Genomic DNA, 21265 nt, shown 5'->3' with positions numbered 1-21265 from the left:
TTGATACCTTGATCGCATCCAAATGAGGGAGCTGATCATGACTACTCGCAGACAGACACTGGGCCTTCTCGCAGCCGCAGCTTTGCTGCCGATCGCGCCGCGCTTCGCATTTTCCGCCGCACCGTTTTCGAATGTCGCAAATGCCGGATATTACAGATTTCACTTCGGCAACTTCGAAGTCACGGGTTTGTCGGACGGCACGATGGCGCTGCCCATGGCGAAAATCTATCAGAACGAGCCGATCGGCGCGCTGCAACGCAAGCTCGACGAGTATTTTCTCGGCAAGGAGCCGCACATTTCCATCAACGCCTATCTGGTGAACGACGGCGAGCGTCTTGTTCTGATAGACGCAGGAACTGGTACCCTATTCGGGCCTGGGGCTGGCAAGCTTATTCAGCACCTCGAGCGCTCGGGATACCGGGCTGATCAGGTCGATGCGGTCATCCTAACTCATATCCATGCCGATCACTCCGGCGGCCTCACCGTAGATGGCAAGACACAGTTTCCGAATGCAACGATTCACGTGGCCGACCGGGAGTACAGATTCTGGATCAATCGCGAAGGTCTGACGTCCGTTACAGAAGAGATAGGCAAGGACCTTCAACGCGCACTTGATGCCCTCGCTCCGTATATCGCAACGGGCAAGGTTGCGCGTTTCGCCGACGACGCCGATCCCCTGCCGAACTTCGGCTCGATCCTGAGGCCCGGCCATACGCCGGGGCACAGCTCGATCGTTCTAAAGGCCAACGATGGTCAGCGGCTGGTCTTCTGGGGGGATGTGATCCATGGTGACTACGTCCAGTTCGATGAGCCCGACGTGTTCGTCACGTTTGACGTCGACGGAACTGCCGCGGCAGCAACCCGTGCGGTGGCCTTGGCAGACGCCGCTGATGGACGTTATCTCGTCGCGGGCGCTCATCTTCCGTTCCCCGGCATCGGACACGTAGCCAGAGACACAACTCTCTACCGCTTCATCCCCTGGAACTACGTAGAGTAACGAGACGGCACCTGCGGCGCATTCGAGCCTCAGACTTAACCAGGTGCATTGGCTGGTACCGGAGCCGCTCGGCCCCGTCGAGAAAGGAGCCCCCGACGGGAACTTCGAGTTCTTTGCCACGATAAGTGCCCGCAGGCGGCCGCCTCGGTGATGATCAGCGAATAGCTGTCGTGGGTGTTGGCGCGCAAATTCTGCGGCGTGCGAATGACGTGATTAACGGTGCCGACCGTCTTTGCATAGCTGATCGCCCCGATCGGCAGGGCTTCGATCGTCGCTTGGAACGGGCTGTGTTCCGAGGTGCCGAACTCCAGCGACCCGATCGTCGCCGCATAGATATCGCGCCATAGATTGAACCGCGCCTTATCGTTGAGATCCGATGGCAGATTGTCGGACGAAAATATCGTTTTCTGCACGTCGAGTTCCCTAACTTCCAGTTCAAACGCTTCGTGCTGACGGCATACGTGTCTCGGCCCCTCCCCACAGCTTGCCTCGCGTTGTTGGGACGGGGCAGACCAGGTCAGCGTACTATCGGTTCGACGCAAAGCCGGAATCGACCGCCCCAAACAATAATCGTGCGCATCTATCCATCTTATCACCGAAAAGTATGACATTATCGGCTTCGGGTCATTCGTATCCGTTTTATCTCCTTTATTGAAGAGATGACCCACAAGCTGCTGGAGGCGCAAGACAGGTCGCCGGTCCCGGCGAATTCAATTTCGTCACCATTGCCGAATGGGAAAATACCGAGGTCGTCGAGCGGGCGCGGGCAGCCGTCGCGGCCGCCCACAAGGCCGCCAATTTCGATCCGCAGGAGATGTTTGCCCGTCTCGGCATTCGCGCCGATATCGCCAGCACAAGCCTGGCGCGGCTTAAAATAACGCGCCGGCTCAGGCGCCGGCCGGCGCGCGTTCCCGGCGAAGGAGAAGATAGAAGCGTGCGCAGAGCATGACGGCAGCAGTTGCCAGCCCGACGAGGAAGCCGAACCAGATGCCGATGCCGCCGAAGCCGAGAGGGAAGGCAAAGGCCCAGGCGAGGAAAAAGCCGATCGGCCAATAGGCGATCAGCGCCATGATCATCGGCACGCGCGCATCTTTCAGGCCGCGCAGCAATCCGTTGGCGATCACCTGCAGCCCGTCGACGAGCTGGAAGAGCCCGGCAACGACGATCAGCGGGCCGGCATAGGCCAGAACTTGCGGCGCCTCGGGCGAGTTGACGTCGAGAAACCAGCTGCCGAGGAATTGCGGCATGGTGGCAAAGAGCACCGAACCCACTGCCGAGATCGCACAGGCGATGACGACAACCATGATCGAAGCGCGCGCCAGTCCGTCATGATCGCCCTGCCCGTGCGCCACACCGACGCGCACTGTCGCCGCCTGGCTGAGGCCGAGCGGAATCATGAAGGCGATCGAGGCCCATTGCAGGGCGATGCCATGCGCGGCAAGCTCGATGGTGCCGATATAGCCCATCAAGAGCGATGCCACCGTGAACAGGCTGACCTCGGCGAGCACGGTGACGCTGATCGGCAGGCCGAGCCGGATGACCTCGAGCAGCGCATGCCAATCGGGCTTCCAGAACCGCACGAATATCTCATACCGGCGCGTCTCCTCCCGCCCCTGGACGAAAGCGAGAATGAAGAGGAAACCAGCTGCCTGCACCACGACCGACACGATTGCCGCGCCCTCCAGCCCCATCGCCGGAAAGCCGAAATGGCCGAGCACCAGGGCATAGGCAAAGATCGCGTTCATCACCAGCGTGACGATGGTGACGTTGAGGATGATGCCCGCCTTGCCGATGGCGCTGACAAGCGCCCGCATGACGTTGAAAAGCAGGGCCGGCAGCACGCCGAACTGGCCGATCAGAATATAACCGTGCGCGAGCCTGGCCACCTCCGGCTTCTGCTGCGCAAACAGCAGGATCTGTTCCGCATTGAAAAAGGCCGGTTGCACGACGATCCAGAACCCGATCACCACCCACAGACCCATGCGCAGCGATCGGCGCACCGAGACGACGTCGCCGCGGCCATAGGCTTGCGCCACCATCGGAATGACGGCGATGGCAAAGCCCGAACCGAAGATCAGGATCGTGAACAGGAACTGTGCCGACAGCACCATGGCCGCCAGCTGCTCGGCGCCGAGACGCCCGACGATCATCACGTCGGTCGTGTGTATGCCGAGCTGGGCAAGCTGCGCGCCGATCAGCGGAATGCCGAGCGCCAGCGTCGCACGGAAATGTGCGCTCCAGCGATTATCGTTTGTCGGCGCAAGCCTGCGCGCGTCGATCGGCGTGTCCATGACACCAGTCCTGTGATTGAAATCTGCAACGCCGCGTAATGAAGCGGCAAAATATCATTCGGACTTAGATCAAAGCCTCGCAAAGAACTACCCCAGAACGAGAAGATGATGAAAAATTCATCACGACATCACTATTTCTGATTGATCAGCCCGCCGCTTCCAGCGCCTCGGCCGGCTCACGGAGCCTAACCCTGGTGAGGAATACCCCGGCAGCCAGCAGGATGAGCACGGCGGCGGTGAGATAAGGCGCACCGGCAAAGGTGACGGGTGCCTCGGGCCGCGTGAAATAGCCGAACATCTGCGTGAAGATCAACGGCCCGACGATCGTGGTGATGCTGCTGAGGCTGGTCAGGGCGCCCTGCAGCTCGCCCTGCGCCGAAGGCGGCACTTTGCCGGCGGCGATGCTGCGCAGCGGCGGATCGGCGACGTTTTCGATGACGGTCGCGACGATGACGACGTAGACGACCCACCCCTCCCAGGCGAAGGCATAGCCGGTCAGTCCCGCAGCCGAGAAGCACAGGCCGAGGAGAGCGGTCTTCCACTCGCCGAGCAGGGGCACGATCCGCGGCAGAACGAACCCCATGATGAGCGCGGCACCGATCCCGTAGATACCGAGCGACAGGCCGATCTGGCCCTCGCTCCAGCCGTAACGATAGGTCGAGACGAACGACCAGACGGAGGGATAGACGGCATGCGCCAGGAAAAACAGGAACATCACGAGGCTGACCCAGCCGATGCCGGGGTAGTCGCGCATCTGGCGAAGCGCGCCGAGCGGGTTGGCGCGCTTCCACTCGAAGCGGCGGCGGTTCTTCGCTTCCAGCGTTTCTGGCAGCAGGAAACAGGCGGCAATAAAATTGAGAAGCGACAGCGCTGCCGCGCCAAGAAACGGCACGCGCGGTCCGAACTCTCCGAGGAACCCGCCGATGACGGGGCCGATCGTGAAGCCGACGCCGAAGGCGATGCCGATCAGGCCGAAATTCTTCGCCCGGTTCTCCTCGGTGCTGATATCGGCGATATAGGCCGAGCAGGTGGCGAAGCTGCCGCCGCTGATGCCGGCAAGCACGCGGCCGACAAACAGCATCCAGAAGCTGGTGGCGATGCCGCAGATGAAATTGTCGATCGCAAAGGTCAGCACCGACAATAAAAGGATCGGCCGGCGGCCGAAACGGTCCGACAAGTTTCCGAGCAGCGGCGCGAACAGGAACTGCATGCCGGCATAGACGAGCATCAGCCAGCCGCCGTCGATTGCCGCATCGCTGACGCTGCCGCCGGTCAGCTGTTCCAGATAGGCCGGCAGCACCGGCATGATGATGGCGATGCCGATAATGTCGAGGAAGAGGATGATGAAGACCAGGAAAAGGCCGCGGCGAACGAACTTCGGATCAAGCATGAGCCATCTCTACAGCGATTGTTTCTGAGAAGACGATCTCGTCGCCGCTAAGGTGACATAGCTCAGAAAGAAACCTGAAACAATACGTGAACATTTCAAAGTTTTTTGATTTAGCCATACGGGAAGTTTACGAAAGCCCTCAACCGCCGGGCGCGCCCGGGTGGTCGGCGCCTCATCCCGAACACATGCTGCGGCATATGGATAGTGAGAAGTAAGTATGGGCCGAGAGGCCCGAAGCGAAGGTCCTGCCGTGAGGCCCCCTCATCCGCCTGCCGGCACCTGCTCCCCGAGGGGAGAAGAGGTCAAGCCGCAAGCTCCGTTCTCACTACGAACGCTTCTATTGGAATGCAACATCGCCACGAATCTCTTCTCCCCGGCGGGGAGAAGGTGGCGGCAGCCGGATGAGGGGGCGACACGCGCAAACCTTCGCGAAGCAACCTCAAACCGGCCCAGAGAACGTATCGCAGGCCGACAGCTGACCGCTGTCGAAACCGCGCTTGAACCATCTGACGCGCTGTTGCGAGGTGCCGTGGTTGAAACTCTCGGGCACGACGTAACCCTGCGACCGTTTCTGCAGCGTATCGTCACCGATCTGCTGAGCGGCGTTCAGCGCCTCCTCCAGATCGCCGGATTCCAGCAGGCCCTTCTGCTCGGTATATTTACCCCAGATGCCCGCGAAGCAGTCGGCCTGCAGCTCGACGCGCACCGACATCTTGTTGGCTTCGTCCTCGCTCATACGCTGGCGGGCCTGATTGAATTTCGGCAGGATACCGAGCAGATTCTGAACATGGTGGCCGACCTCGTGCGCGACGACATAGGCTTCGGCGAAATCGCCCGAAGCGCCGAACCGGTCGGAGAGTTCCTGGAAGAAATCCGTGTCGAGATAGACCTTGTGATCGCCTGGGCAGTAGAATGGACCGGTCGCGGCAGAGGCAAAGCCGCAGGCCGATTGCGTTTGTCCCGAGAAGAGCACGAGGCGCGGCTCCTGGTAATTCTGCCCCTGCGCCTGGAAGATGCCGTTCCATGTATCCTCGGTCTCGGCGAGCACAGTGCGCATAAAGGCGGTCATCTCGTCATTGGCGGGCGTGCGTGTTCCTTCGGACTGGCTCTGCTCGTAGCCGGGCCCGCTGGTCATGCTGCCGGTGTCGAGCACCTGCAGCAGGTCGATGCCCATCAGCTTGAAGATGAAATAGATGACGACGAGGAAGATGATCGTGCCGATGCTCAAGCCGCCGCCGGCGCGGCGAACGCCGCCGCCGGAAGGAAAGTTGAAGCCGCCGCCGCGGCCGAACCCGCCGCCGCCCGGATCGCCGCGGCGATCCTCGATATTGTCGGACTGACGCCGGCCTCTCCATTCCATCTTCGTTCTCCCCGACAAATGCCCATGCTTCTTACTTCAGGAATCTATATATCCGTCGATGGCCGGAATTCCAGCGACTTCATCGGGCGACAGGCCTGCTCTTTTGGGGCATACGATCGTGGCGAGCGCGCAGCCGATCGGCACACCGCTTCAGATAAAGAAGGCGCCCTAAGCGCTTGACGGGAGTCCCGCTTTGGCTCTTCCTGATCGGGAGAAGAATTCGGGAGGACAAGCCGATGAAGGCCGTACGGCTGGAAGCAACCGGAAAATTGCAGCTCTGCGAGATCAGCAAGCCCGTGCCGAGGCCGGGCGAATTGCTGGTCCGCATTGAGGCTTGCGGCATCTGCGGCACCGACCGCCATATCTTCCATGGCGAATTTCCTTCCAAGCCGCCGGTGACGCTCGGCCATGAATTTGCCGGTATCGTCGAGGCGGTCGGCAGCGGCGTGACCGATTTTCTCCCGGGCATGCGCGTGACCGGGGATCCCAACATTTCTTGCGGCGGCTGCGAGGAATGCCGGCGCGGCCGCGTCAATCTCTGCCGGAAGCTGCAGGCGATCGGCATCCACCGCGACGGCGGCTTCGCCGAATATGTCTGCATGCGTGAAAGTCAGGCCTTCGCTCTGCCGACCGATCTCGACCCACTTCACGGCGCCTTCTGCGAACCGCTGGCCTGCTGCATTCACGGCGTCGATCTCGCCGGGCTGAGAACCGGCGCGTCGGCCATCGTGCTCGGCGGCGGCGTCATCGGCCTGCTCACCCTGCAGCTGGCCAGGCTTGCCGGGGCGACCCGGATCGTGCTGGTGACGCGCAGTGCCGAAAAGCGGCGGCTGGCCGAAAGCCTCGGCGCGACGGCAACGGCCGATCCCGGTAACGGCGACATCGTTGCCCGCATCATCGCCGAAGACGGACTGCTGCCCGGCGGCGCCGATGTCGTCTTCGAATGCGCCGGCGTGGCCGAGACCATGCAGCAGGCGCCCCGGCTTGCACGGCGCGGCGGCACTGCCGTCATTCTCGGTGTCATGCCGCAGGGCGCGACGATCGAAATCGAACCCTTCGATCTGCTTTTTCGCGAAGTCGCGCTGATAAGCTCCTTCGTCAACCCCTTCACTCATGGCCGCGCCGCCGACCTCATCGCCTCCGGCAGGATCAAGGTCGAGCCGCTGATATCCCGGCGGATCGGGCTCGATGAAGCCCCGGAATCGATCACGAATCCGGCGCGCGGCGGCGAAATCCGGGTGCTCGTCGTGCCGAACGGGAAATAGCTTTCACGCCATATCCGGATTCCTGTCGATTCCGCGATTTATGGGGTTCCGTTTGCAAATACATTTGCCTATAAGCCGCTTCTAGCCTGAAAAGACCTTCAATGCGCGACCCGACCTGGTGATCTCCCACCCTGGCCGGCTTTTTGCGCAGCCAGACAATGGATATCGCCCATGCCGAAGCGCCAAGACATCAAATCGATCCTCATCATCGGCGCGGGACCGATCGTCATTGGCCAGGCTTGCGAATTCGATTATTCCGGCACCCAGGCCTGCAAGGCGCTGAAGGAGGAAGGCTACCGCGTCATCCTCGTCAACTCCAACCCGGCAACGATCATGACCGATCCGGGCCTGGCCGACGCCACTTACGTCGAGCCGATCACCCCTGAGGTCGTCGCCAAGATCATTGCCAAGGAGCGCCCGGACGCGCTATTGCCGACCATGGGGGGCCAGACGGCGCTGAACACCGCCCTTTCCCTGAAGCGCATGGGCGTCCTCGACCGCTACAATGTCGAGATGATCGGCGCCAAGCCCGCCGCCATCGACATGGCCGAGGATCGGGCGCTGTTTCGCGAGGCCATGGCCCGCATCGGCCTGGAAACACCGCGCTCGATGCTGGCGAACGCCACCGACATCAAGGACCTCGACCGCAAGACGCACGAGGCCGAGCGCAGCAAGCTGCGCGAGAGCCTCTCGGGCTCCGACCTCGACAAGGCGCTGGACGAGCTGGAAAACCAGTGGAACCTCGGCGAGAGCGACCGCAAGCAGCGCTATATGAACCACGCCATGGCGATCGCCGCCCAGGCGCTCGACCATGTCGGCCTGCCCGCCATCATCCGCCCCTCCTTCACGCTCGGCGGCACCGGCGGCGGCATTGCCTACAACCGATCGGAATTCTTCGAGATTGTCGGCGGCGGCCTCGATGCGTCGCCGACGACGGAAGTGCTGATCGAAGAATCGGTGCTCGGCTGGAAGGAGTATGAGATGGAGGTTGTCCGCGACAAGGCGGACAACTGCATCATCATCTGCTCGATCGAAAACATCGATCCGATGGGCGTCCATACCGGCGATTCGATCACCGTCGCTCCGGCGCTGACGCTGACCGACAAAGAATACCAGATCATGCGCAACGCCTCGATCGCGGTGCTGCGCGAGATCGGCGTGGAGACCGGCGGTTCGAACGTGCAGTTTGCCGTCAACCCGAAAGACGGCCGCCTCGTCGTCATCGAAATGAACCCGCGCGTCTCGCGCTCCTCCGCGCTCGCGTCCAAGGCAACCGGCTTCCCGATCGCCAAGGTCGCTGCGAAGCTCGCTATCGGCTATACGCTCGACGAACTCGAAAACGACATCACCGGCGGCGCCACGCCCGCCTCCTTCGAACCTTCGATCGACTATGTCGTCACCAAGATCCCGCGTTTTGCCTTTGAAAAATTCCCCGGCGCCTCGCCGGTGCTGACCACCGCGATGAAATCGGTCGGCGAAGTCATGGCGATCGGCCGCACCTTCGCCGAATCGCTGCAGAAGGCGCTGCGCGGCCTGGAAACCGGCCTGACCGGTCTCGACGAAATCGAAATCCCCGATTTCGAGGAAGGCGAATCCAGCCAGAACGCCATCCGTGCAGCGATCGGCACACCCACGCCCGATCGCCTGCGCATGGTCGCCCAGGCGCTGCGCCAGGGTCTCAGCATCGAAGAGGTGCACGAGGGCTGCAAGATCGACCCCTGGTTCATCGCCGAGCTCAAGAACATCGTCGACATGGAAGCCCGCATCCGCGAGCACGGCCTGCCCGGCGATGCCGCCAACCTGCGCATGCTGAAGGCAATGGGCTTTTCCGACGCGCGTCTGGCAACGTTGACCGGCAAGCGCCCGAAGGAAGTTGCCGAACTGCGCAACGGCCTGAACGTCCGCCCTGTTTTCAAGCGCATCGACACCTGTGCGGCCGAATTCGCTTCGCCGACCGCCTACATGTATTCGACTTATGAGACGCCCTTCGTCGGCGCCGCCCGCTCGGAGGCTCAGGTTTCGGACCGCAAGAAGGTCGTCATTCTCGGCGGCGGCCCGAACCGTATCGGCCAGGGCATCGAGTTCGACTATTGCTGCTGCCATGCCGCCTTCGCCTTGAAGGATGCAGGCTATGAAGCGATCATGATCAACTGCAATCCGGAAACCGTCTCCACCGACTACGACACGTCCGACAGGCTCTATTTCGAGCCGCTGACGGCGGAAGACGTGATCGAGATCCTGCGCGCCGAGCAGGAAAAGGGCGAAGTCGTCGGCGTCATCGTCCAGTTCGGCGGCCAGACGCCCCTGAAGCTTGCCGAGGCGCTGGAAAAGAACGGCATCCCGATCCTCGGCACCGCGCCCGATGCGATCGATCTCGCCGAAGACCGCGACCGCTTCCAGAAGCTTCTGATGAAGCTCGACCTCAACCAGCCGAACAATGGCATCGCCTATTCGGTCGAGCAGGCCCGTCTCGTCGCTGCCGAAATCGGCTTCCCGCTGGTCGTGCGCCCGTCTTACGTTCTCGGCGGCCGCGCCATGCAGATCCTGCATTCGGAAGGCCAGCTGCAGACCTACCTGCTCGACACGGTGCCGGAACTGGTGCCCGAGGATATCAAGCAGCGCTATCCCAACGACAAGACCGGCCAGATCAACACCCTGCTCGGCAAGAACCCGCTGCTCTTCGACAGCTATCTCACCCACGCCATCGAAGTCGACGTCGACTGCCTCTCTGACGGCACCGATGTGTACGTCGCCGGCATCATGGAGCATATCGAGGAAGCCGGCATCCATTCCGGCGATAGCGCCTGTTCGCTGCCGCCGCGCTCGCTGCCCGTCGAGCTGCTCGACGAGCTGGAGCGCCAGGCAAAGGCGATGGCCAAGGCGCTCAATGTCGGCGGCCTGATGAACGTCCAGTTCGCCATCAAGGACGGCACCGTCTACGTGCTCGAAGTCAATCCGCGCGCTTCGCGCACCGTGCCCTTCGTCGCCAAGACCATCGGCGCGCCGATCGCCAAGATCGCCGCCCGCGTCATGGCCGGCGAGAAACTCGACGCCGCCTTTGCCGCCTACGGCGCGAAGCCCGATCCGCGCAAGCTCACCCACATCGCCGTCAAGGAAGCCGTCTTCCCCTTCGCCCGCTTCCCCGGCGTCGATACGCTGCTTGGGCCCGAAATGCGCTCGACCGGCGAAGTCATCGGCCTCGATACCGATTTTGCGCTGGCCTTCGCCAAATCGCAGCTTGGCGCCGGCGTCGAACTGCCGCGTGACGGCACGGTCTTCGTCTCGGTGCGCGACGAGGACAAGCCGCGCGTACTGCCGGCGATCCGCATTCTCGTCGAACAGGGCTTCAAGGTATTGGCGACCGGCGGCACCGCCCGCTTCCTCGGCGAAAACGGCATAACCGCCACCAAGATCAACAAGGTTCTAGAAGGCCGTCCTCACATCGAGGATGCAATCCGCAACCGCCAGGTCCAGCTCGTCATCAACACCACCGACGGCAACAAGGCGATCTCGGACTCCAAGTCGCTGCGCCGCGCGACGCTGATGCAGAAGGTGCCCTATTACACGACGATGGCCGGCGCCGAGGCCGCCGCCCAGGCGATCAAGGCGCTGAAGGCGGGCAATCTGGAAGTGCGGCCGCTGCAGAGCTACTTTGCCTGAGATCAGAGCAATTCCAGCAAACCCGTGCCGCGGTTTTGCGTCCGGAATAGGGTATGAACTGGAACAGCGTCGGCGCTCCTTGAGCGCTGACGCTGAGCTCAACCAGAATCAACTTATGCGGCTGCCTTCATAAGTCCCTGAATTCTCTTCATATCCTCGCGAAAGCGCGCCATCTCCTCCGCCTTCAGCCGTTCGTCGGGAATGCGCAGCAGATAGGACGGATGCACCGTCACGAAGAGCGTGCGCCCTCCTTCGGTTGCCATCGCCTTTCCTCTGACGTCCTGCAGGCGTCCTTTCACATCGGTCAGCGCCGCAAGTGCCGTCGCCCCCATGGCGACGATCACCTTCGGGTTGACGAGCGTCAATTCCAGATCGAGCCACCAGCGGCAATGCTGCACCTCACCCATATTGGGCTTCTGGTGGATGCGCCGCTTGCCGCGCGGCTCGTATTTGAAATGCTTGACGGCATTGGTGACGTAGAGCGTCGATCGGTCGATGCCCGCTTCCGCAATCACCTGATCGAAAAGCCTGCCCGCCGGACCGACGAAGGGGCGCCCTGCAATATCCTCCTGATCGCCCGGCTGCTCGCCGACGAACATCACCGCCGCATCGCGCGGCCCCTCCCCAAAGACCGTCTGCGTCGCATTGGCGTGAAGGGGACAGCGCGTGCAGACGGCAGCCTCCGCGCGGAGCGCCTCCAGCGTCCCCGCCGGAAGCTCGGGCTCGGCGGGAAGATTGCGCGCAGCCTGCTGCAGCCGATCGTGAAAAGGCAAAGATTGCGTTGCCTCCCTTGCCGCCATCTCCCGCACCTTGCTTTCGGCCGATGCAATCAAGCCAGGAATGAGATCGGCCTCCGGCAGGTTCTTCCAGTATTTCTTCGGCATCTCCGCCTGCATCGCCTTCAGCTTCAATCGCGCCGGATTGAAGATGCTGGCATAATAGGTGCGCCAGAGCTCATCGGTTACGTCGGTAAGATTGGGCTTCTCGCAAGGTTCGTCGCTGATCGTCAGCCGCTCGCCGTCCCAGGTGGCCGATCCCTTGGGCGTGGCGATCAGCCAGTCCATATCGGTGAAACGTCGCTGGAAGAAGGGTGCCGTCCGCCTGACGATATGATGGTCCGGCTCGAACCAGGCGATGAATTTTCGCCGCTCTTCGGAAACCGCGCCAACCTCCTTGAAGCGGACGAAGGCCGTCATCTTGTGCGCGTCGCGATGAACGTTTTTCGCCATCAGCCTGGCACGCACGACATCCTCGTCGGAGGTCACCTCAAGCAGCTGCCGGTCCAGCTGCAGCCGCCAGAGCAGGCGGTACAGCAGCGAGAAGCGCGCCGGATCGGAATGGCATAGCACCGTCTCGGCAAGCTCGATGAAAACGGGCGGCACTGTCATCGGCTTGCGTGATGCCGCCGGCGCCGGCGGCATGGCGTCGCGCTGAAAGGAAAGGTCCGCCTCCGCACTTCTTTCGCGCCACTCGATCTCCTCAGGCAAAATACCAGCCGCCGCTAAGGCGCGCGCGGCATCACGCCATTCGGCAAGATCTCCGCGCCCTGCGAGCACGACCCGGCGCATCACAGCAACGACAATTGTTCAGGCTGCGGCTCAAACATGGCGCGAAGATCCGGCCTATCGAGCAGCCGTCGCGGCGACCAGCCTTCCGCCGAGATGAACGCCTGGACCTTGTTGATCGAAACGCCGAGCCGCGAGAGATCATCGAGCCGCAGACGGCGAAAACGGCGCGCCGAAACAATTGCTTTGACCGTCTTGGTGCCAAGGCCGGGCACGCGCAGCAGCCGTTCACGCTCGGCCATGTTGATATCGACGGGGAATTCAGCCCGGTTGGCAAGCGCCCAGGCAAGTTTGGGGTCGAGGTTGAGATCGAGCATGCCGCCCGCCTGATTGGCGGTGATCTCGTCGATGCCGAAACCGTAGAAACGATAGAGCCAGTCGGCTTGGTAGAGCCGGTGTTCGCGCATCAGCGGCGGCTTGATAAGCGGCAGGTTTTTCGAGGAATCCGGAATCGGGCTGAAGGCGGAATAATAGACGCGCTTGAGGCCATAACTGCTGTAGAGCCGGCCGCTGGTCGCAAGGATGGTCGCGTCACTCGCGCCGTCGGCGCCGACGATCATTTGCGTGCTCTGCCCGGCCGGGACGAAACGCTGGCGTTTCTTGCTTTTCAGCGTCGGTTCGCCGGCGGCCTCGATCTTCAGCCTCAGATCAGCCATCGATCGCCGGATATTGGCAGGCTTCTTTTCCGGTGCGAAGCGGCTGATGCCGTTATCCGTCGGCAGCTCGATATTGAGCGACAGCCGGTCGGCATAAAGCCCCGCCTCCTCGATCAGCCGCGGCGACGCCTCGGGGATCGATTTCAGATGGATATAACCGCGGAAAGCATGCGTCACGCGCAGTTCACGCACGATGCGGACCATCTCCTCCATCGTGTAATCGGATGAACGAATGATGCCGGAAGAAAGGAAGAGGCCTTCGATATAGTTGCGGCGGTAGAATTCCAGCGTCAGCCAGATCACCTCCTCCGGTGTAAAACGCGCCCGTTCGACATTGCTCGACGAGCGATTGACGCAATAGGCGCAGTCATAGATGCAGAAATTGGTCAGCAGGATCTTCAGAAGCGAAATGCACCGCCCATCCGGCGCATAGGCATGGCAGATGCCGGATCCCTCGGTCGAGCCGAGCCCGCCGCTTGTGCCCGAATCGCGCTTTACCGTGCCGCTGGAGGCGCAGGAAGCGTCATATTTCGCGGCATCGGACAGGATGGCCAAGCGTTCGGCAAGCGATCTCTTCATTTCTGTGTTCACTATATGTTCTAATATACAAAGTCAATCCGATCCATCCCACCCCGCTCAATTTTCAGGCATATCACCTGATATCGCGGGGGTTGCGCTGCATTTACGCGAATTTTCTGGAAATCGGCCTTGGCGATCTGCTATAAGCACTTAACTAGGATTGTGGCACGGTTCCGAAGCTCCCCTTCGGGACCTGTTTTCTTTTGTGTTTGCGCCTGACGTGCCGATACAAGGAGTGAAGGACAGAAAAATGGTTGAAAAGGTACCGATGACACAGGGTGGTTTCGTCAAGCTGCAGGAAGAACTGCGCTGGCGTCAGCAGGAGGAGCGCCCCCGAATCATCGAGGCGATCGCCGAAGCCCGTGCCCATGGCGACCTTTCCGAAAACGCCGAATATCACGCTGCCAAGGAGGCCCAGAGCCACAATGAAGGCCGCATCAGCGAGCTCGAAGATCTGACGGCGCGCGCCGAGGTCATCGACCTCACGAAGATGTCGGGCGACAAGATTAAGTTCGGCGCCAAGGTGAAGCTCGTTGACGAGGACACCGAGGAAGAAAAGACCTACCAGATCGTCGGCGACCAGGAAGCCGACGTCAAGGCAGGCCGCATCTCCATCTCCTCCCCGATCGCCCGTGCGCTGATCGGCAAGGAAGTCGGCGATTCCATCGAGGTCAACGCGCCGGGCGGCTCCAAGGCCTACGAAATCCTCCAGGTTTCCTGGGGCTGATCGCCCGCCACAAACGAGCCCCCCTTGCCTGATATGCGTGACGTCGAGATCATCGCGCCCAATTTCAAGCGCCGGCTCTCCGGCGTCACCTCGACTATCGTCCAGCTCATCCCATGCCAGATCCGGCTCGGCATGCGCATAGCAACGCTTGGCCCCGGCCTGCCGGAAGGCCTGCCGAAACTGAAATGGGCGCAGCTTTTCGGGCTCTGGCGCCCGACGGCACGCCGGCGCCACCGTGTCTGGCACGCCCGCCGCAACAATGAGATGGCCGTCGGCATCCTGCTCCGCCATCTCCTGCGCATGCCGCTGAAGCTCATCTTCACCTCGGCCGCGCAACGCCGCCACACCGCCTACACGAAATGGCTGATCCGCCGCATGGACGCGGTGATTGCGACCAGCGACCGCTCCGGCTCCTTCCTCGAGGTGCCGCACACGGTCATACAGCATGGGGTCGATCTGTCCTTGTTCCACCCGCCGCAAACGGCGGAAGACGGCATTGCCGCGACCGGTCTGCCCGGCCGCTATCTTGTCGGCTGTTTCGGTCGTGTGCGCCATCAGAAGGGCACCGATCTCTTCGTTCGGGCGATGATCGAACTCTTGCCGCAGCACCCCGAATGGACGGCCGTCGTCTCCGGCCGGGTGACGGCGGAGCACACCGCCTTCGGCGAAAAGCTCAAGGCCGACGTCGCCGCCGCCGGGCTCGCTGATCGGATCCTCTTTCTCGGCGAAGTGCCTGACATCAAGGTTTGGTATCGCCGCCTGACGCTTTACGTCGCCCCTTCCCGCAACGAGGGCTTCGGCCTGACGCCGCTCGAAGCCATGGCTTCGCGGACGGCGGTCGTGGCATCGGATGCAGGCGCCTATGCCGAACTCATTGCCGAGGGCGAGACCGGCTCGATCGTCGCCGCCGGCGACGGTGAGGCGCTGACGCGGGCAATCGCCCCCTATATCGCCGATCCCGCGCTGGCGATCGCCCATGGCGAGAATGCGCTGCGCCACGTCCGGGCGAATTTTGCCCTGGAAAAGGAAGCAACTGCAATCGGTGCTGTCTACGACCGCCTTCTCGGCGACAATCGCGGCTGACGCGGAGCGAAAAACGCCCGTTGGGTAACGGGCCATCGGGCCGCTGCAGAGGTCCCCTCCCTCCGTCATGCTCGGGGTTGTCCCGAGCATCTGCCTCGGATCGATAAGGGCAGCAGATCCTCGGCACAAGGCCGAGGATGACGATGAGTAGAAAACGAGCTTACTCAATAAGCGAACGGCCCATTGGATGACGGGCCGCTGCAAATATCCAAGAATGGCGAACAGGTCAGCCTGTTATTCCGCCGGCTGAAGTCCGGCAGCCGGCGCGCCCTCTTCTGCCTGGCCACCCAGCGCTCTAGCGAGCTGCGCCGTATCCAGCTCGTTTTCCCAGCGCGCCACGACGATCGTCGCGACCGCATTGCCGACCAGGTTGGTCAGTGCCCGGCACTCCGACATGAAGCGGTCGATGCCGAGGATCAGCGCCATGCCGGCGACCGGCACGGAAGGCACGACGGAGAGCGTCGCGGCGAGCGTGATGAAGCCGGCGCCGGTGATGCCTGCGGCACCCTTGGAGCTCAACATCGCCACCAGCAGTAGCAGGATCTGGTCGCCCCAGGAGAGATTGATGCCGGTTGCCTGAGCGATGAAGAGCGCTGCCAGCGTCATGTAGATGTTGGTGCCGTCGAGATTGAAGGAATAGCCGGTCGGGATGACGAGGCCAACGACCGAACGCTTGCAGCCGGCCTTTTCCATCTTGTTCATCAGGCCCGGAAGTGCGGCCTCCGAAGACGAGGTGCCGAGCACCAGCAGCAGTTCTTCCTTGATGTAACGCAGCAGCGCCAGGATCGAGAAGCCGTTGTAGCGGGCAACCGCGCCAAGCACGACGAGAACGAAGAGCAGTGAGGTGATGTAGAAGGTGCCGATCAGCATCGCGAGATTGGCGATCGATCCGATGCCGTACTTGCCGATGGTGAAGGCCATGGCGCCGAAGGCGCCGATCGGGGCGGCCTTCATCAGAATGGCGACCAGTTTGAAGATCGGAGCCGTCAGAGCGTTGAGGAAAGTCACGACCTGCTCGCCCTTTTCGCCGACCATGGCAAGCGCGATGCCGAAGAGCACCGAGAAAAACAGCACCTGCAGAATATCGCCGTCGGCAAAGGCGCCGACGATCGTCGTCGGGATGATATTCGTCAGGAAGCCGACGATGCTCTGCTCATGCGCCTTATCGGCAAAGGTGGCGACGGCCTTCGGATCGAGCGATGCCGGATCGATGTTCATCCCGGCGCCGGGCTGGACGACGTTGGCGACGATCATGCCGATGACGAGCGCCAGCGTCGAGAAGGTCAGGAAGTACAGCATCGCCTTTCCGGCGACGCGGCCGACCTTCTTCAGGTCACTCATGCCGGCAATGCCGGTCGCCACCGTCAGGAAGATGACCGGAGCGATCACCATCTTCACGAGCTTGATGAAGGCATCGCCAAGCGGCTTCAGCTGGGTGCCGAGTTCGGGATAGAAATGGCCGAGCAGGATGCCTGCGGCGATAGCCGCGAGAACCTGGACGTAGAGATGGGAATAGAAGGGCTTCCTGCCCTTGCTGTCTGCGACTGCATCGAGTGGTGCTGCGATCATGATGTCCTCCTAAAGGCTCGTCCGGAACGAACTCCGGCCTCCCGAGCCGTTCGCTTCAATCCAACAGCTCAGCCGTTGTCGCGCTCTTCTTCGCAATCGCCGTGCCAGTTTCGCCCCTTCCGCCTAAGTGATTGTGTTTATGTCGTAAAAAATGTCTGACGGGCCAGCAGCCTACCCTGCCAATGCGAAAACCCACACAAATCCATTTGCGTCTCGTGCGGAAAAATGCACAAATCCGCCATGTCCTTGTCAGTCTCGCAAAGGCTTTGGCCCTCCCTGCCCTTGCACCACCGCATTCGCAGAATGTGGTGGACCTATGCGGTGCTCGCCCTCTCGGCCGTCGCCGCAAGTCTATTGGTGAGCGGCGAGGTCGGCCGGCGCCGGGCGGAAGCTGCCCTGGAGGAACAGGCCCGCACCGATGCGAGGATGAACGTGGCGCTGCTGCGCACGGTTCTCGAGAAATACCGGGCGCTGCCCTTCGTGCTGTCGCAAGATACCGCGCTCGCCGCCGCCCTGGCGGAACGCGACGCCGGCACCTTCGAGCAGTTGAGCCGGAAGCTTGAGACACTGGCCGCCGGTACGAAGGCCGCCGTCATCTATGTCATCGACAAGGATGGCATCGCGGTTTCGGCCAGCAACTGGCGCGAGCCGACGAGCTTCGTCGGCAGTGACTATCGCTTCCGCGAGTATTTTCAAGGCGCCGTCGCTCAAGGGCAGGCCGAGCATTTCGCGCTCGGCACCGTCAGCAAGAAGCCCGGCCTTTATATTTCCGAGCGGATATCAGGCCGCAACGGCCTCCTGGGCGTCGTCGTCGTCAAGGTCGAATTCGACGATGTCGAGGCGGATTGGAATGCCTCGGGCGCCCCGTCCTACGTCATTGACGATCGCGGCATCGTCCTCATCACCAGCATTCCTTCCTGGCGGTTCATGACGATCGGCCGCATTGCCGAGGATCGGCTGACCGCGATCCGCGAGAGCCTTCAATTCGGCGACGCGCCGCTCCAGCCGCTGCCACTCGATATCGTCCGGCAGCTTGACGACGGGCTTGCTGTCGTCGAGATCGTCACGCCCGGCGGCGCCGGTAAGACCAGCTTTCTCAATGTCGGGATGCCGATCCCTGCGACCGGCTGGCATCTGCAGCATCTTGTTCCATTGGGGCCGTCCGTCGATGCGGCGGTCCGCGAAGCGCGCATGCTGGCGGTGCTTTTGCTTTTGCCGCTCCTGGCGGGCGCAGCCTTCCTCTTGCGCCGCCGCCAGACGATTACCCTGAGGATTTTCAGGGAGCAGCAGGCGCGTGAAGAACTGGAACTGCGCGTGGCCGAGCGGACGCTGGATCTCAGTCAGGCGCGGGATCGGCTGCAGGCCGAGATCGCCGGTCACCGCAGCACCGAGCAGAAGCTGCAGGCGGTGCAGCAGGATCTGGTGCAGGCCAACCGGCTGGCAATCCTGGGCCAGGTTGCCGCCGGTGTCGCCCATGAGATCAACCAGCCGGTGGCGACCATCCGCGCCTATGCGGACAATGCCCGCACCTTCCTCGACCGCGGCCAGACGGCGCCCGCCGGCGAAAATCTGCAGAACATCGCCGCACTGACGGAGCGCATAGGCTCGATCACCGAGGAGTTGAAGAGCTTCGCCCGCAAAGGCCGCGGCAGCGCCGAGCCGACAGGCTTGAAGGACGTTATCGAGGGGGCGGTGATGCTGTTGCGCAGCCGCTTTGCCGGCCGAATGGATACGCTCGACATCGCACTGCCGCCGGCCGAGTTGCAGGTCATGGGCAGCAGGATCCGTCTCGAGCAGGTGCTCATCAACCTGCTTCAGAACGCGCTCGAGGCCGTGGCGCCGAAGGCCGAAGACGGTCGCGTTGAAGTCAAGACATCGGTCGATGCGGAAACGGTTACGCTGACGGTTGCCGACAACGGCCCCGGCATTTCGCCTGAAATCCGCAAAGGCCTGTTCACGCCGTTCAACACCTCGAAGGAAAAAGGTCTCGGTCTCGGGCTTGTCATCTCCAAGGATATCGTTGGCGATTACGGCGGCCGGATGGAGGTGGAGAGTGATGGGAGCGGGACAAGGTTCATCGTTCATCTGAGGAAGGCTTGATCATGGCCACACCGATGCCAGTTGCGCTAATCGACGACGACAGTGATTTGCGCCGCGCCACGGCCCAGACCCTCGAACTCGCCGGGTTCTCCGTCTCGGCCTATGACGGCGCAAAAACCGCCCTGGCGGAGCTTACGGCCGATTTTACCGGCCCTGTCGTCACCGATATCCGCATGCCCGAGATCGACGGGCTGCAGCTGTTCGCCACGCTCAAAGACGTGGATGCCGACCTGCCCGTCATTCTGATGACCGGCCACGGCGATATCCCGATGGCCGTACAGGCCATCCAGGACGGCGCCTATGATTTCATCGCCAAACCCTTCGCAGCCGACCGCCTCGTCCAGAGCGTCCGCCGCGCCAGCGAAAAACGGCAGCTCGTTCTGGAAAACCGCATGCTGCGCAAGGCGGCCGACGATGCGCAGGAGACCTTGCCGCTGATCGGCCAGACGCCTGTCATGGACAATCTCAGGAAGATCCTTCGCCATATCGCCGATACCGATGTCGACGTGCTGGTCGCCGGCGAAACCGGCAGCGGCAAGGAAGTCGTTGCCCAGATCCTGCATCAGTGGAGCCATCGCCGAAACGGCAATTTCGTGGCGCTGAACTGCGGGGCGCTGCCCGAAACCGTCATCGAAAGCGAGCTGTTCGGCCACGAAGCCGGCGCCTTTACCGGCGCCCAGAAGCGCCGGACCGGCCGCATCGAACATGCAAGCGGCGGCACGCTTTTCCTCGACGAGATCGAAAGCATGCCTGTCGCCACGCAGGTCAAGATGCTGAGGGTGCTGGAGATGCGCGAAATCACCCCGCTCGGCACCAACGAGGTGCGCCCGGTCGACCTGCGCGTCGTCGCGGCAGCCAAGATCGACCTTGGCGATCCCGAGGTGCGCGGCGATTTTCGCGAGGATCTATATTATCGGCTGAATGTCGTGACGATTTCGATTCCGCCGCTGAGGGAACGTCGCGACGATATCCCGCTGCTGTTTTCCCACTTTGCCGCCCGCGCCGCCGAGCGCTTCGGCCGCGATGTGCCGCAGCTTTCGGAGGCGGTTCGCCGCCACCTTGCCTCGCATCCATGGCCCGGCAACGTTCGCGAACTCTCCCATTATGCCGAACGCGTGGTGCTTGGCCTCGAAGGCGGCGGAGCGCCGTCCCTTCCCCCGCAGCCGACCGGCGGCACGCTGCCCGAGCGGCTGGAACGCTACGAGGCGGAAATCATCCGCGACGCGCTCGCGAGCAATGACGGCGACGTGCGACGCACCATCGAGGCGCTCGGCATTCCGAGAAAGACGTTCTACGACAAACTCCAGCGGCACGGCATCAACCGCGGCGGTTATGCCTCGCGCAAATAGTTCAGACTTCCACCAGGCCGAGCTTCTTCACCTGCCGGATCGTCAGCATGGTGCGCACGGTATCGACATGTTCGTTCGCCGTCAGCACCTCGATGACGAAATCCTGGAAGTGGGTCAGATTTTCCGCCACGCAATGCAGCAGGAAATCGCTGTCGCCCGAAACCATCCAGGCCTGGCGTACCAGCGGCCATTCGGTAGTCGCCGCGGCAAACGCCTTGAGGTTTCCTTCAGACTGGTGTTTGAGGCCGACCATGCAGAAAGCGACCAGATCGAAGCCTAGCTTCGGGCTGTTCAGCATGGCGTGATAGCCTTCAATGATGCCGGCTTCCTCGAGCTTGCGCACCCGGCGCAGGCAGGGCGGCGCCGAAATGCCGACGCGATCGGCGAGCTCGACATTGGTCATGCGGCCGTCGGCCTGCAGCTCGCGGAGGATCTTTATGTCGATGACGTCGAGTTCGGTGCGACCCACATCATGGCCTTTCTTTAATTCTCCGCGGCGAGCTTCTATATAAAGCCGCGGAATACGCAAGAAAGTTTCACGCTGATGACGGATTCTTGCACAACAGGGTGATTTGCCTTGTTGGTAATGCAAGGCTGCCCTTGAATAAAAGCATTGGTCGTTCATAAATGGCGCATGGACCGCGAAACGGCCGCATTCGCTATTTAGCCGCCGC

General features: G+C 62.2%; 15 protein-coding genes and 1 pseudogene. 8 read left to right on the top strand and 8 right to left on the bottom strand.

Going from position 1 to position 21265, the window contains the following annotated elements:
• Nucleotides 1–37 precede the first annotated feature (37 nt).
• A complete protein-coding gene (locus tag PYR71_RS09975; RefSeq protein ID WP_275619211.1) occupies nt 38–997 on the top strand; it encodes an MBL fold metallo-hydrolase in 960 nt (319 codons plus the stop codon).
• 35 nt (nt 998–1032) lie between these two features.
• Here the strand turns inward: PYR71_RS09975 and PYR71_RS09970 are convergent, their stop codons facing one another.
• The gene (locus PYR71_RS09970) at nt 1033–1683 is read right to left on the bottom strand and encodes a hypothetical protein (protein WP_275619210.1); all 651 of its coding nucleotides are present in this window, start codon (nt 1681–1683) and stop codon (nt 1033–1035) included.
• On the opposite strand from PYR71_RS09970, the pseudogene PYR71_RS09965 reads away from it, so the two are divergent.
• Nucleotides 1657–1850 (top strand): annotated as a pseudogene (locus PYR71_RS09965) (antibiotic biosynthesis monooxygenase); the annotation flags it as partial. The gene PYR71_RS09970 and the pseudogene PYR71_RS09965 overlap by 27 nt on opposite strands.
• 34 nt (nt 1851–1884) lie before the next feature.
• Here PYR71_RS09965 and PYR71_RS09960 read toward each other — a convergent pair.
• From PYR71_RS09960 to ypfJ, 3 genes are all read right to left on the bottom strand, one after another.
• Nucleotides 1885–3288: an MATE family efflux transporter gene (locus PYR71_RS09960; RefSeq protein WP_275619209.1), complete on the bottom strand. Its 1404-nt coding sequence runs from the start codon at nt 3286–3288 to the stop codon at nt 1885–1887.
• 145 nt (nt 3289–3433) lie between these two features.
• Complete coding sequence (locus tag PYR71_RS09955; protein WP_275619208.1) at nt 3434–4678, bottom strand: TCR/Tet family MFS transporter; 1245 nt, start codon at nt 4676–4678, stop codon at nt 3434–3436.
• 439 nt (nt 4679–5117) lie between these two features.
• Nucleotides 5118–6038, bottom strand: coding sequence for a KPN_02809 family neutral zinc metallopeptidase (gene ypfJ / locus PYR71_RS09950; protein ID WP_275619207.1), 921 nt, complete (start codon nt 6036–6038; stop codon nt 5118–5120).
• A gap of 236 nt (nt 6039–6274) precedes the next feature.
• Here ypfJ and PYR71_RS09945 point away from each other — a divergent pair, with 236 nt between their 5' ends.
• Together PYR71_RS09945 and carB are read left to right on the top strand one after the other, a co-directional pair.
• Nucleotides 6275–7303: a zinc-dependent alcohol dehydrogenase family protein gene (locus tag PYR71_RS09945; protein WP_275619206.1), complete on the top strand. Its 1029-nt coding sequence runs from the start codon at nt 6275–6277 to the stop codon at nt 7301–7303.
• Between the two features lie 171 nt (nt 7304–7474).
• On the top strand, nt 7475–10963 hold the full coding sequence (gene carB / locus PYR71_RS09940) for a carbamoyl-phosphate synthase large subunit (RefSeq protein ID WP_275619205.1): 3489 nt from the start codon (nt 7475–7477) through the stop codon (nt 10961–10963).
• Nucleotides 10964–11076: 113 nt separating this feature from the next.
• On the opposite strand, the gene PYR71_RS09935 is transcribed toward carB, so the two are convergent.
• Together PYR71_RS09935 and PYR71_RS09930 are read right to left on the bottom strand one after the other, a co-directional pair.
• Nucleotides 11077–12531, bottom strand: coding sequence for a UdgX family uracil-DNA binding protein (locus PYR71_RS09935; RefSeq protein WP_275619204.1), 1455 nt, complete (start codon nt 12529–12531; stop codon nt 11077–11079).
• Nucleotides 12531–13763: a putative DNA modification/repair radical SAM protein gene (locus tag PYR71_RS09930; RefSeq protein WP_275619203.1), complete on the bottom strand. Its 1233-nt coding sequence runs from the start codon at nt 13761–13763 to the stop codon at nt 12531–12533. Before PYR71_RS09930 ends, PYR71_RS09935 begins: the two co-directional genes overlap by 1 nt.
• A gap of 250 nt (nt 13764–14013) precedes the next feature.
• Between PYR71_RS09930 and greA the strand changes: the two genes are divergently transcribed.
• Both greA and PYR71_RS09920 read left to right on the top strand, forming a co-directional pair.
• Nucleotides 14014–14490 carry a transcription elongation factor GreA gene (gene greA, locus PYR71_RS09925; RefSeq protein ID WP_017965278.1) on the top strand — a complete coding sequence of 159 codons (477 nt, stop codon included), beginning with the start codon at nt 14014–14016 and terminating at the stop codon, nt 14488–14490.
• Nucleotides 14491–14514: 24 nt separating this feature from the next.
• Complete coding sequence (locus PYR71_RS09920) at nt 14515–15573, top strand: glycosyltransferase family 4 protein (RefSeq protein WP_275619202.1); 1059 nt, start codon at nt 14515–14517, stop codon at nt 15571–15573.
• A gap of 234 nt (nt 15574–15807) precedes the next feature.
• Here PYR71_RS09920 and PYR71_RS09915 read toward each other — a convergent pair whose 3' ends face one another.
• A complete protein-coding gene (locus PYR71_RS09915) occupies nt 15808–17142 on the bottom strand; it encodes a dicarboxylate/amino acid:cation symporter (protein ID WP_275619201.1) in 1335 nt (444 codons plus the stop codon).
• 225 nt (nt 17143–17367) lie between these two features.
• Here PYR71_RS09915 and PYR71_RS09910 point away from each other — a divergent pair, with 225 nt between their 5' ends.
• Entirely contained in the window at nt 17368–19242 is a 1875-nt protein-coding gene (locus PYR71_RS09910; RefSeq protein ID WP_275619200.1) for an ATP-binding protein, read from the top strand.
• 2 nt (nt 19243–19244) lie between these two features.
• Nucleotides 19245–20591 (top strand): sigma-54-dependent transcriptional regulator, encoded by a 1347-nt coding sequence (locus PYR71_RS09905; protein ID WP_183912511.1) that lies wholly within the window; start codon nt 19245–19247, stop codon nt 20589–20591.
• Between the two features lies 1 nt (nt 20592).
• Here the strand turns inward: PYR71_RS09905 and PYR71_RS09900 are convergent, their stop codons facing one another.
• On the bottom strand, nt 20593–21060 hold the full coding sequence (locus PYR71_RS09900) for an Lrp/AsnC family transcriptional regulator (protein WP_009992419.1): 468 nt from the start codon (nt 21058–21060) through the stop codon (nt 20593–20595).
• Nucleotides 21061–21265 lie beyond the last annotated feature (205 nt).

This window comes from Rhizobium mulingense, assembly GCF_029194105.1.
Lineage (GTDB): Bacteria > Pseudomonadota > Alphaproteobacteria > Rhizobiales > Rhizobiaceae > Rhizobium > Rhizobium mulingense.
The sequence above is the reverse complement of the archived record's forward strand: the minus strand, read 5'-3'. Positions and strand labels throughout refer to the sequence as shown.